We start from the raw sequence: 12,272 nt of genomic DNA on the forward strand, positions 1-12,272 counted from the left end.
CGCATCATCGAGCGCCTCGAGTACGATCGTGTGAGCCGTATCCTCGAGCGAGATATGGTATTGAAATACTAGAATCTGACAGGGTCTAACTCTCATCGGTTTGGTCCCGTGCAGTGATCGTCGAGAGGCTGGATGTTCCATGACCATGACCATGACCGCGTCGGGGAGCAAGACGGACCAGATCTACGACGCCCTCCGCACCCGGCTGATGCAAGGGCATTACCAGTTCGGGGAGGTCCTGAGCACCTACGAACTCGCTCAGGAGTTCGGCGTGAGCCGCCGGCCGGTCATGGACGCTGCGATGCGGCTGGCGTCCGAGGGATTCATTTCCATCATCCCCCAGGTGGGGTGCCGGGTGATCATCCCCGACGAAGAGAGGGTCCGTGAGCATTTCGCCCTGGCCGGAATCCTCGAAGGTGCGGGCGCCAAGCTGGCAGCCCTCAACGCCACCGAGGTGCAACTGGCCGACATCGATGCTGCACTTGGCCGCTGCGCCGGCCCAGCCGAGGCGGACGATGCGGCGGCCTTCGCGGCCGCGAACCGCGACTTCCACTCCGCCGTGCTGGCAGCCAGCGGCAACCAGCGACTGACCGAGCTCGCCAAACACGCCTGGGATCTGAGCGATTTTTACATCCAGAAGAACCGTGTCAGCACGGACCTGCGCAGATCTCAGAGTGAACACTCCGACATTGCAGGGGCGATCTCGCGCCGGGAACCAGGGCTTGCGCGAGAGCTCATGGAAGGGCATCTCTCGCGATTCTGGATGGGCGTTCACATCTAGCCATTCGCCGGTCACGTCCGGCAGGCGACGGCAGCGGGTCACCCTCGACAGGGTGTAAGCCCGCGGCCCAGCCGTAGCCGGGCGCGAAGCGCCATCAGGCTCCGGAGTGCCGGAGAAAGACCGACCCGAGCGGCGTCCCCGCCCCGTGAGTTGAATCCGGCCGAATGGCGCGTGCCCGTCAGGGCGAACACGGGGAGGTCGACGGCGATGATCTCTGAGGCGACCGCCGAGATCGTTCCGAGAGCAGAACGCGAGTAGCGCGCACACTCCGCTGTGCGGGCCGGGGAAGCACGGCTTACCCCGTGCGCCGCATCCGCCCGCGGACACCGAGCCCGGGCAGGGCACGGAGCCGCTCCGCTCTCTGCATCAGCATGTGTGGGGCATCGCTGTGTCGTTCACCGCATCCGCCCGGCGGCCGCACGCGACACTCCGGTGAAAAACAGCATCTTGTCATTGAGATCTTAGTATGCCAGCATGTTACGTGTGATCGCAGTCACTGGTCGGATATCAGTCAGGTACCGGGGATAGGCATCCGGCCGGCGAAATGTATCGAGGCGGCATGACTGCCGCCGAGCCGGCTGCAACAGGAAGGATTGCCGTGGAAGAGCATGTGAGCATCTGGGGAGACCTCGCGGGTGTCGACCTGGTTCAACGAACGGTCGATGTCGACGGAGTCGCGACGCGGGTCGTGGAGGCCGGGAGCGGACCGAGCCTGATCCTGGTGCACGGGACGGGCGGGCACCTGGAGGCGTACGCGCGCAACGTGCGGGATCTGGCCAAGGATTTCCATCTGGTCCTGTACGACATGCCCGGGCACGGTTACTCGGACAAGCCCGACCGGCCGTACACCATCGACTATCTCAGCGATCATCTCGTGGCGTTGATGGACGCGCTGTCCATCGACCGGGCCGACCTCTCGGGCGAGTCCCTCGGCGGCTGGGTCGCGGCCTGGACGGCCGCGCACCACCCCACGCGCGTCCGCGGGATGGTCCTCAACACACCCGGGAACATCACCAACAAGCCCGAGGTGATGGCCGGCCTGAAGGAATCGAGCATGAAGGCGGTTCGTGAGGCCAACCCGCAGACCGTGCGAGCCAGGGTCGAGTGGCTCTTCCACGACACGTCCCTGGTCACCGACGAACTCGTGGGCCTGCGGCTGCGGATCTATTCCCAGTCCGGCTTCGAGACGGCGATGGCCAACATCCTTGCGGTGCAGGACTGGGAGTACCGGCGCCCCTTCGTGTGGTCACCGGCATGGTGTGACCGCATCCTCGCCCCGACCTTGTTGCTGTGGACCGACCACGACCCGACCGCCGCCGTCGAAGAGGCCTCCCTGCTCGAAACACTCATCTCGGGAAGTCGCCTGGAAGTCATCGAGGGGGCCGGGCATTGGCCGCAGTGGGAGAAACCGGACGAGTTCAACGAGGCACACATTCGATTCTTGAAAGGAAAGTCATGACCGCACGAAACGGCGCAGCGTACCTCGAGAGGTTGCGCACGCACAGTCCCGAGTTGTGGGTGGGATCGGAGAAGATCGTCGATGTCGTCGGGCACCCGGCCACCTCGGGCGCCGCCGCCGAGATCGCCCGCCTGTACGACCTCCAGTGCGAGGACGGCAACGAGGACATGCTCTTCGAACCCGCCGACGGCGACGGCCCGGTCGGAGTGCAGTTCCTCGAGCCGCGCTCCCGCGAGGACCTCGAGCAACGACACGCCATGCACAAGAAGTGGGCGGATTCCACCCTGGGCATGATGGGTCGCACCACGGATTTCGTGAGCGCCATGCTGATGGCCTGGAACGCCAATGCCGACTTCTTCGGCGACAACGCCGACAAGGTACGCGACTACTTCCGGCACGTGCGGGACAACGACCTGTTCCTGTCCCACGCGATCGCGGACCCGCCCGTGGACCGGTCCAAGCCGGCGTCACAGCAGCCCGACCCCTACACCTATCTCGGGGTCAAGGAGCAGACCGCGGAGGGCCTGATCGTCAGCGGCGCGAAGATGCTGGCGACGGCCGCGCCCTACTCCGACGAGATCCTCGTCTGGCCGTTCTCGCTGCGCAAGTTCGCCCCGGAGGAGAAGCCCTACGCCATCGCCTTCGCCATCCCGACCGACGCACCCGGCGTGCGGCTGATCTGCCGGGAGCCGTTCGGCGGCGGCAATGCGTTCGACCAGCCGCTGTCGAGCCGGTTCGACGAGATGGACGCGGTGGTCGTCTTCGACGACGTGCTCGTGCCCTGGGACCGGGTCTTCATCAACCAGGACTACGAGCGGGTCAACCGGATCTGGGAGATCAACTCCAACGCTTTCACCGGAGCCCAGACCTCGGTCCGCCTGATGGCGAAGCTGCAGTTCGTCGCCGGGCTGGCGAAGCGGGCCACCGAGGTGGTCAAGACCGACCAGTTCCCGCAGGTCCGGGACGCCCTCGGGGAGATCAGCACCTACATCGAACTGACAAGGGCCGCGATCCTCGCGTCCGAGGCCGGCGCCACGCCCAACCAGGACGGTGTCCTCTTCCCCGACCTCCGGCCGCTGTACGCCATCCGCAACTCCGGAAACCGCTGGTATCCACGGGTGCGCGAGATCCTCCAGCAGATCCTCGCCGGCGGACTGCTCTATCAGCCGGCCGACGTCAGTGCGTTCGACTCCCCCATCGCGTCGGACCTGGCCAAGTTCTACCGCGGCCCCGACAACAGCAGCGTCGACCGCATTTCCGTCTTCAAGGTGGCAGCGGATCTGGCGGTCTCCGCCTTCGGTGGACGCCATGAACTCTATGAACGCTTCTACGCCGGCGATCCGATGTTCCTGCGCATCAACACCCAGTTCAACCAGTACGACTGGACGGAACCGCTGGGACTGATCGACGGCCTGCTGGCCACCTCGGCCGAACACGCACGGACCGCCGGCGCCGCAGAGCCGGACCGCACCGAGGGCGGCGCCGCGGCATGACCGTCACGGGCAAGCGGGCGCTGGTGACCGCCGGGTCGAGCGGGATCGGTGCCGCCGTCGCGGCATCGCTGCGGGCGGGCGGCGCGGAAGTCTTCATCACCGGAACCCGACCGCACACGGCCGACGTCGCCCGGGACCTCGGGGCGGCGGGCTGGGCGATCGCGGACTTCACCATGCCCGGCGCCGCCACCGGCGCGGTCCGGTCTGCCCTCGACACTCTCGGCGGTGTGGACATCCTCGTCTCCAACACCGGCGGCTCGCGGGCCGCTCCGGCCACCGAACTCGCACAGGCGGACTGGGAGTCGGCCTACCGGTTGATCCTCGACAGTGCCATCTCGCTGACCAATGCGGTCCTGCCGGGCATGTTGGCCTCGGAGTGGGGTCGGCTGATCTACCTCACCTCGGTCGGTGTGGTGCGGCCACTGCCCCGCCTGCACACGTCCAACGTGATGCGTGCCGGCGTGGCGGCGCTGGCTCGGTCCCTCGCGGGTGAGGTTGCGCCGAACGGGATCACTACCCACGTCATCGCCCCGGCGCACGTCGATACCGCGCGGCGGAGGGCCTTGGTGGCGGCGGCCGCCACGTCGGCGGGTACCTCCGTGGAGGAAACGGAGCGGCGGCAGCTCGCCGCCGAGCTCCCCGTCGGCCGCTGGGGGCGTCCGGAGGAGATCGGTGAGCTCGTGGCCTATCTCTGCTCGGAGCGCGCCAGCTTCCAGACCGGGTCGACGCACGTCGTCGATGGCGGAATGACCTCGATCTAAGGCGGAAAGAATGACGAATTTCGACGTGTGGATGGAAAAGCTGCACGACATGAAGGATTTCGACCCGGAGCGTTCGCTGCCGGACGGCCTGGTCACCGGCCCGGACAGCGCGCGCTGGCTCGAGGAGGAGATCACCGGCAACCCCAGCCGGGTCGGGGTACTCGCGGACGTGCCGGCGAAGTCCATGGAGTTCTACCTCCAGGAGATTCCGGCCGGAACCGCGACCGACCTTCAGCGGCACTTGCACGAATCCGTGCACTGCGTCGTTGACGGCAGCGGCTACTCCGAGATCGGCGCGAAGACCCTGCGCTGGACGGCAGGGGACTTCGTCTACACCCCGCCCTGGGTCTGGCACCGGCACTACAACGACGGCACGACGAACGTCCGAATGATCCTCGTAGAGAACTCGCGGATGCTCGACAGCCTCGGCATCAACCGGCGGGAGAGCGCCGGAAACATCCCCTACCACGACAACATCGACAGGAGTTGATCCAATCATGGGAATCTCACAGGTGTCCCACGCCGAACTCGCCGTAGGCGACCTCGAAGCAGCTGTCGGCCTTCACGTCGACGTGCTCGGCATGAAGGAACTCGGCCGGTCCGACGGTTCCGTCCGCCTCACCGCGGGCGTCGACGAAAGGTGCGACCTGGTACTGACCTCGGGTGGCACCGGCGTTCGCCGGTTCGCCCTCAGGGTGGACTCGCGCGACGACCTCGAGTACTACGGCAAACGCCTCGCCAACGCCGGCGTCGAACACAGCACCCGCAGCGACGAGGATCCCGGCGTGAGCCAGTCCTTGCAGTTCCAGACGCCGACCGGCCACGTGATGGAGCTGTCACTGCTCACCGACGCTGAGGGGCCGCAGTACATTCATCCGGCGCGAGCCGCCCATCGCGGCGGGATCCGGGCACTGGACTTCGACCACATCACGCTCCAGGCGCAGGACCCGAAACCGTTGGTCGAGTTCATGGTCGACATCCTGGACTTCCAGATCTCCGACATCTTCGCTCCCGCACCCGGCGTGATGGGTGCTGCCTGGCTCCGTGCCAGCGACCTGCACCACGACGTGGCAATCATCTCCACACCCGAGCCCGGAAAGTCGCTGCACCACTACGCCCTGGGAATGGAGTCCTTCGACCACCTCAAGGTGGCCGCTGACGAACTCGCACGACACGGTGTGCCGATCGAGACCGGACCCGGCCGTCACGGTGTCGGCGCCAACCTCTACACATATTTCTGGGTCGCGGGTAACCGTTACGAACTGTCCGCCGAAATGCCCCGGGTGCGCCCCGGTGCGCCCGGAATGTGGGACAACTTCCCGAAGGCGTTCAGCCCCTGGGGCCTGACCCCACCCGAATCGTTCGGACACGCCTCCTAGGCCTAGGAACCGTTGCCGCCGTTGATCTTCCCTGTCAGCGGCGGCACCGGCACCAATGCCTCATACAGGTCGATCAATGCATCAATGGGCGGATCCCGATCCGCCCATTCCAAGGTGAGGAGACCCGCGAGCTGGCGGACTTCTCGATCCAAGGATTGTTTACCGCGGTAGCCACTACTAACGATGTCCGACCGACGTGCTGGATCGCGTCAAACAACTATTTACGGTTCACGCGTCCGGCCATGATGGCCCGTCAATCTCAAGCCGGTCGACCATCTGAGCCCACTGATCGGGGCGACGATGCCACCGTCAGGCTGCAATAGATTTCCCTACTCATGTGGTGGTGCCAGCGCACAATGCGCTGCCGCCTGTAGGTCACCGATACCACGGAGCGAATCAGTTCTGCGATCTCGAACGAAGTACGGTCCACCTCTCAACAGTGAACGCACCTGACCCCGGCCTGGACCTGGCGATGCTCCGCGGCGGGCACCGTCGGCGAAGGCCGGCCCGGGCGCCGTCGCAGACATCCTGACCCGGATCGAGGCGCACCTCGCACGGCACGACGGCTACGTCGCGTTCTTCGGTGGCAAGGACTCCCTGATCGTCCTCGTCCTCGCCGCCGCGTCGAACCGGATGTGCCGGTGGTGTTCTTCGACTCCGGCCTCGACTATCTCGCCGAACTCGCACGATCGCCGCGGGTCAGCCCTGCTGCGACGCCCACCACGACAGCAGTTCTGGGGTCCAGGTCAGTGTCGTGTCGTCGATGGTTACCTGCCCCCACCGGGCGTCGGGAAGCAGATGTTTGCGGCCGGGCTGCAGCGGCACGATCACCGCAGTGTCCGCGTCGATGGTGGTGGAGAGCACCTGGTGTAGCAGAGCGGTGTTCGCCCGTCGCAGCATCACCGGCTCTCGGGTGACGATGTGCGCGTCGGTGTGCAGTGGCCGGTGCCGGTAGATCCACACGCACACCGCACACAAATTGCGGCCGACCAAGTTCGTCCACGACTCATACCCGGTGAACCGGCGTGATACGACCTGCCCGACCGGGATCATCACCGCGGTGCTGCGGCCGCAGCGAGCACACCCGGTCACCCGATCATCGGGTGTGGTGACCTCAGCGAGCCCCTCAGCCACGGTGTATGCGGCCGAAGCCACGTCGGTCACTGCGGTGATGGTCATAGCCGGCACCGTATCCCGCTCACGGGGCGGTGCTGCAGAGGTCGGCCTGACCGGCTCGTCGGTGTCGGCACCCGGAGAAACTGCGACGAAAATCGTTGACGAAAGAGGCGTTCAACAGCGAGGGCAATCTCCTGGCGGCTCACAAGGAACTTGCACCTGGTGTCCGGATCCGGGGGTGGGTCGCGGTCGAAGTTGCGGCCCCCTAGCGACTGTCGCCTTTCGAAGCAAGACGTCAGCGTGGTGACGGGACGCCCACTCGGCGCCACCATTCGGGCCTGGCTGGGATCACACTTCGCCCCGGGCTGAACACGGGTCGGCTCGGCGGAGCAGCCTTCCTCCGGATGACGCGTAGACGGCAGCCCGAGGAGTACACGCACGGGCAAATCACCACCACATGGAGTACCGCACTACTTCAGGTAAGGCGCGTCCCCGCGCGCAGGGTCCTCCTATGGCCGATCGAACCCTCACAGGACGGACCGCACACCAGGAGCACACCATGACCACAACCGCCGACAGACCCATCGATACCCGCCTGATAAATATCGTCCACGACGCGATTCGTCGCGATCTCGGGCGCACCTTCGACACGTTGTCCATCCCGATCGACGTGCGCCGACGCGCCCTTCTCGCCGATCACCTGCTTTGGACTCTCGCGTTCCTCCGCCGCCATCACGCCAGCGAAGATGCGAACCTCTGGCCTCCGGCCGGACGGCGGTCGCCGGGGGTTCCCCCCTGAATGAGGACATCGTGAACACTGGGTCGTGAGGGCCCAGAGGAAGAGATGTCACCAATGGTCATGAAGGCGTACTCGGCGGAGTTCAAGGCCGATGCCGTCGCACTGTATCTGTCCGATCCGAGCCACACCTTCGACGGCATCGGCAACGACCTGGGAGTCAGCCGCGAGACTCTGCGCAACTGGGTCCGCGCGGAACGCAAACGCACCGGTATCTCCACGGCTGAGCTGCGGGCCAATGGGGCGGCGCGGCCGGCATCGCGGGCAGGCGAGGTATCGTCCGAGTCCGTGTTGGAGGAAGAAAACAAGCAGCTTAAGGCCCAGATCCGGAAGCTCGAAACCGAACGGGAGATCCTGCGCAGGGCCGCGAAATATTTCGCGGGCGAGACCAACTGGTGAGCCGCTTCCAGTTCGTCGACGACCACCGCGACACCGCTCCGGTGAAGTGGCTGTGCCAGATCCTCGAGGTGTCCCGGTCCGGCTTCTACCGGTGGCTTGCCGCCGCACCGGCCCGTGCTGAACGCGCCCACGCCGACGAGGAGCTCGCGACGCGCATCCGCGCCATCCACGACGACTTCGATGGCACCTACGGGGCCCCACGCATCACGGCCGAGCTGCGCGATGTCGGGATCGAGGTCAATCACAAGCGGGTGGAACGGGTGATGCGCGAGAACGGAATCGTCGGGGTGCACCTGCGCAAGACGGTCCGCACCACGGTCCCCGAACCCTCCGCGACTCCGGTGCCGGACCTGATCCGGCGCGATTTCACCGCGAGCGCACCGAACACCAAGTACGTCGGGGACATCACCTACCTTCCGGTCGGTGACGGGCAATTCCTGTACCTGGCAACAGTATTGGATCTGAACTCGAAACGGCTGGCGGGTTGGTCGATCGCCCCACACATGCGCACCGAGCTGGTCACTGACGCGCTGCGGGCGGCGGCCGCCGCCCGTGGTGCCACCGGTCTCGACGGGGCAATATTTCACAGCGACAACGGCGCCCAATACGTCTCGCAGAACTTCGCGGATGTTTGCCGCGAGCTGGGAGTGACCCGGTCGCGAGGCGCGGTCGGAACGTCAGCGGACAACGCCGCCGCCGAATCGTTCAACGCGACGTTGAAACGGGAGACGCTCCAGGGCCGGAAGCGCTGGAACAGCGCGGGTGAGGCCCGCGCCGCCGTCTTCCGTTGGATCACCCGCTACAACACCAGAAGGAGGCACTCCACTCTCGGCCAGATCTGTCCGATCGACTTCGAGCAGCGATCGGCTACGCTGGCCACCGCCGCATAAGAATTGGTGTCCACATCTCGGGGGGAAGCCCCGCCCTCCGCGAAACCACTGCTGGACGAGCTGACCAACGATCATCGTCGCGTCCACCACGCGGCGACCGTGGTCGAACTCGCGGTCTGCGACTACCGCGACTCCGGCACCGTAGCGGCGCGCGAGTACCTCCGTGGTGCGCTGGAACGACTGTGCGTGGTCCTCCTACTGCAGATGGACCGTGATGAAGATGAAGCCGCGTCGATTGTGGCCGCAACTATCACAAGCGCCGAATGGGACGCCTGGATTTACGAACTCCTCCGTACCACCTCACTGGCCGAGCTCACATGGGAACGGCGCTGGCTCACCGATCATCTCGATGCCGAAAGCCGGTCCATCGCCGCGCATGCCTTCCGCATATGCCACCGGTCATCCCCGCACAGCATGTCGATCCTGACAGCCCGCCGCCGCATCCGGGTGCTCTGGAGCGTTCACCACGCTGCAACAGCACGACCTCAGTTCGATCCCGCACCGCTCGCACCCGAGGCCGATTGAGCTCCAAGGTCTTCCACCACTGATATCGACCCTCATCCCACGAACCTGCAAAGGAGGTCCTACCTACCTACCTACCTACCTACCTAAACCCAATACCGTTCAGTTAGCGTCCGCGGATGGTGCATAACGGTGACTGGGTAGGTTGCGGATGGTGTTGGTGGTGCGCGCGTTTGGCGGCCCATTTGAGGACTTTGCGTTTGACGACGCGGGGGTTGGCTCGGAGTCGGCGTACCGGGTTGACGCGGCGCAGTAGTTTGGCGATGCCCTGATCCCACAGTCGGATGACTGCGGTGTGGTTATGAGGGGGAAAAAGAACTGTGGGACAGCGATCGTCGGGTGATCCGCAAGGCGGCGACGAAGGACATCCGGTCAGGGTCATGTCGGCCGGCGGTTGCGGCGTCGCGCATCAGGGTGCGGATGGCGTAGTGGCAGCACAGGTGCCCCCAGATTTCCTGGCGGACCAACGGTGGGGATTTCGACCGCAGGACGGCGCGGGGGCCGCGTTGGTGGGTTTTGAGTTCGTCGAAGGTGTTCTCGATTTCCCAGCGCTGGGCGTAGGCGAGGGCGAGTTCTTCCGCGGGTGCGTCGGAGGGGGTCGAGGATCGTGGTCAGCAGTCGGTACTGCTCGGGGTTTTCCCGCCCGTCGTCGAGGGTGTAGTCGATCACGCGCACCGTGAGCGGTGTGCGTTGCTGCCGATCCGTGCCGGAGGTCGGGACGATTTGTGCCAGCCAGGATCCCTCGTCGAGGGTGTCGAGGTGTCGAGGTGAGAGGGTCGATTTGACCCTCCACAGCAGGTCGGCGCCGGTGGCGGCGGCTCGGGTCCACATGTCGAACCCGTAGAAGCCGCGGTCGGCGAGCAGCAGCATCCCGGGTTCGAGGGTGTCCATCAGATCGTGCGCCAGCTCCCGCTCGGAGATGCGGCACGGTCCGATCGCGGCGTCGAATACCGCGTGGGTGCCGCATTCGGCGACCGCCACCAACCGTGCCTGCGGGAACGCGGACTTCTCGCCGCGGCTCGATGCCGGCCGCCCGAAATGCTCGACGTTGGCCGGTGTGTCGGGCAGGTCGAGGCAGGTCCCGTCGAGGGCCACCAACCGGCGCCCCGCGAGCCAGGAACCGGGCGTGTCCGTGTCGGCGAGAGGTCGGGCGACCCGGCGGAACAATTCCCGCACCGGTTCGTATCCCAGGCGTGAACGGGCCTGGAAGATAGCCGATTTCGTCGGCGGCGACCAGGACTGCGACCATCCTGACGACCACGACAAACCGTCGGTGAGCTGCTCGAAGACCTCCTCGTAGGAGCCTTCCGAATTCAATGCCATCCCGATCGCGAAATACGCCGTCACACGAGCGGTCAACGTCCGACTCCGCTGCTCCCGACGACCGCATTCCGCGATCACCTCATCGACCAAGGACGCGGGAAACACCCTGGTCAACAACCCCACCGACACCACATCCGACAACCGCCGATCCGATACCGGCTTCACCCATCCACTCCGAGGCACGCCCCATCATAACCCGAGCCTCACTAACTGAACGGTATTGTACCTAAACCCGTTCCACCGCAACACTTCACCGCACCATCTCCACCCACACCTCCCGGCACATGCCGGGCACCAGAAAGGCGTTCACCATGAACAAGAACTCCCTCCGCACCGCGATCACGACAGTCGCCATCGCCACCGCGATCGTCGGGATCGGGGCCGGTACCGCCAACGCCAGACCCACCGCCATCCCGGATCCGGCACCGCGGGTCGGGGTCCTGCTCGGCAGCGACGCACTCGTCGACCCGGGCGAGAACTGGACCTGCACCATCCGCCAAGGCGCGACCGTCGGGACCGAAAACGGGACCGGCCTGACAATGAACCGCCATGTGGTGATCAACCCGATGGTCGGTGACTGGCAGCCAGGGCCCGTCAGCGGTTTCTGCGTCGGACCTCAAGGACTCCAACCGCTCGCGCCCGGAGCTGCTGCCGGGTAGGCGCGAGATCGACCGCAGCGCTACCCGTCTCACCTCCTGTCGGGTCGACGGGTAGCGCTGGCAGCTCGGAATCCGCTCACAACGGCACGGCAGCCCGCGGGTCGAAGGAACCAGCGCTTCGCCACCGCGGCCGCCGCACTCGCCCAGGCAGGCCCGGCCAACGCGTCCGCCGAAGGAGGCACCGCGCAGTCCATAGACCAACCCACAGGACCACCACATCGAGTGGCCGACACGACCGCTCCACTCCGGTCCGAGCACCACCACACTCACGACAACTGTCGGGAGAGCGACCAACACCCGGGGTTCGATCGAACCTCGACGACACGGAGAATAATCATGAACAAGAAAGCTCTAGTCACCGTCGCCTCGACCACCGCAGCCATCGCAGCGATCGGCCTGATTTCCGCAGGAACCGCAGGTGAGGTTGCCCCTCGGGAGTAGACACCCGATTTCATGCGGCGACTGACAGCGTAGACGACGCGATCAGTCGTTGTTCGAACTCCACTGGGGTGAGGTATCCGAGCGCGGAGTGACGGCGACGTCGATTGAAGTACGAGAGCCACTCGAACAGGTCCAGCCGTGCCTGCGACTTCGACGTCCAACTCCGTCCGTGCAGCCATTCCCTCTTGAGGCCTTGGAAGAACGACTCGGCGAGAGCATTGTCGTAACTTTGACCGGCTAATCGCGGCCCAGT

Annotated in this window: 12 protein-coding genes and 2 pseudogenes; 10 read left to right on the forward strand and 4 right to left on the reverse strand. The window is 65.6% G+C overall.

The genetic code is table 11. The annotated features are described in order from the left end of the window. Window positions 1-139: 139 nt before the first annotated feature. The 6 genes from GFS60_RS30295 to GFS60_RS30320 all read left to right on the forward strand — a co-directional run bounded on the left by GFS60_RS30295 (window position 140) and on the right by GFS60_RS30320 (window position 5,873). Entirely contained in the window at window positions 140-781 is a 642-nt protein-coding gene (locus GFS60_RS30295; protein ID WP_012687233.1) for a GntR family transcriptional regulator, read from the forward strand. Window positions 782-1,379: 598 nt separating this feature from the next. Then, window positions 1,380-2,240: an alpha/beta fold hydrolase gene (locus GFS60_RS30300; RefSeq protein WP_159929023.1), complete on the forward strand. Its 861-nt coding sequence runs from the start codon at window positions 1,380-1,382 to the stop codon at window positions 2,238-2,240. After that, complete coding sequence (locus GFS60_RS30305; protein ID WP_159927780.1) at window positions 2,237-3,733, forward strand: 4-hydroxyphenylacetate 3-hydroxylase family protein; 1,497 nt, start codon at window positions 2,237-2,239, stop codon at window positions 3,731-3,733. The genes GFS60_RS30300 and GFS60_RS30305 overlap by 4 nt, the downstream gene beginning before the upstream one ends. Next, window positions 3,730-4,494: an SDR family oxidoreductase gene (locus GFS60_RS30310; protein WP_159927782.1), complete on the forward strand. Its 765-nt coding sequence runs from the start codon at window positions 3,730-3,732 to the stop codon at window positions 4,492-4,494. The genes GFS60_RS30305 and GFS60_RS30310 overlap by 4 nt, the downstream gene beginning before the upstream one ends. 10 nt (window positions 4,495-4,504) lie before the next feature. After that, window positions 4,505-4,984, forward strand: a complete 480-nt coding sequence (locus tag GFS60_RS30315) for a cupin domain-containing protein (RefSeq protein ID WP_159927784.1) — start codon at window positions 4,505-4,507, stop codon at window positions 4,982-4,984. Window positions 4,985-4,991: 7 nt separating this feature from the next. Beyond that, entirely contained in the window at window positions 4,992-5,873 is an 882-nt protein-coding gene (locus GFS60_RS30320; protein ID WP_159927786.1) for a VOC family protein, read from the forward strand. Between the two features lie 2 nt (window positions 5,874-5,875). Here the strand turns inward: GFS60_RS30320 and GFS60_RS30325 are convergent, their stop codons facing one another. Together GFS60_RS30325 and GFS60_RS30330 are read right to left on the reverse strand one after the other, a co-directional pair. Beyond that, the gene (locus GFS60_RS30325) at window positions 5,876-6,025 is read right to left on the reverse strand and encodes a hypothetical protein (protein ID WP_159927788.1); all 150 of its coding nucleotides are present in this window, start codon (window positions 6,023-6,025) and stop codon (window positions 5,876-5,878) included. A 547-nt stretch (window positions 6,026-6,572) separates the two neighbouring features. After that, window positions 6,573-7,052 (reverse strand): hypothetical protein, encoded by a 480-nt coding sequence (locus GFS60_RS30330; protein ID WP_236603554.1) that lies wholly within the window; start codon window positions 7,050-7,052, stop codon window positions 6,573-6,575. A gap of 496 nt (window positions 7,053-7,548) precedes the next feature. On the opposite strand from GFS60_RS30330, the gene GFS60_RS30335 reads away from it, so the two are divergent. From GFS60_RS30335 to GFS60_RS30345, 3 genes are all read left to right on the forward strand, one after another. Next, window positions 7,549-7,788, forward strand: a complete 240-nt coding sequence (locus GFS60_RS30335; protein WP_159927790.1) for a hypothetical protein — start codon at window positions 7,549-7,551, stop codon at window positions 7,786-7,788. Between the two features lie 54 nt (window positions 7,789-7,842). Beyond that, window positions 7,843-9,074 (forward strand): IS3 family transposase gene (locus GFS60_RS30340; RefSeq protein WP_159927925.1). Its coding sequence is split into 2 segments (ribosomal slippage): window positions 7,843-8,164 and window positions 8,164-9,074, totalling 1,233 coding nucleotides; the frame shifts between segments, so codons are not numbered across the junction. A 99-nt stretch (window positions 9,075-9,173) separates the two neighbouring features. Continuing rightward, the gene (locus GFS60_RS30345; RefSeq protein ID WP_159927792.1) at window positions 9,174-9,599 is read left to right on the forward strand and encodes a hypothetical protein; all 426 of its coding nucleotides are present in this window, start codon (window positions 9,174-9,176) and stop codon (window positions 9,597-9,599) included. A 296-nt stretch (window positions 9,600-9,895) separates the two neighbouring features. Here the strand turns inward: GFS60_RS30345 and GFS60_RS30350 are convergent. Next, window positions 9,896-11,102: pseudogene (locus tag GFS60_RS30350) on the reverse strand (IS4 family transposase). Window positions 11,103-11,230: 128 nt separating this feature from the next. Here GFS60_RS30350 and GFS60_RS30355 point away from each other — a divergent pair. Next, window positions 11,231-11,578, forward strand: a complete 348-nt coding sequence (locus GFS60_RS30355; protein WP_159927794.1) for a hypothetical protein — start codon at window positions 11,231-11,233, stop codon at window positions 11,576-11,578. A 451-nt stretch (window positions 11,579-12,029) separates the two neighbouring features. Here GFS60_RS30355 and GFS60_RS30360 read toward each other — a convergent pair. Beyond that, window positions 12,030-12,254 (reverse strand): annotated as a pseudogene (locus GFS60_RS30360) (integrase core domain-containing protein); the annotation flags it as partial. Window positions 12,255-12,272 lie beyond the last annotated feature (18 nt).

The sequence above is a fragment of the Rhodococcus sp. WAY2 genome (assembly GCF_009859915.1).
Classification (GTDB): domain Bacteria; phylum Actinomycetota; class Actinomycetes; order Mycobacteriales; family Mycobacteriaceae; genus Rhodococcus_F; species Rhodococcus_F oxybenzonivorans.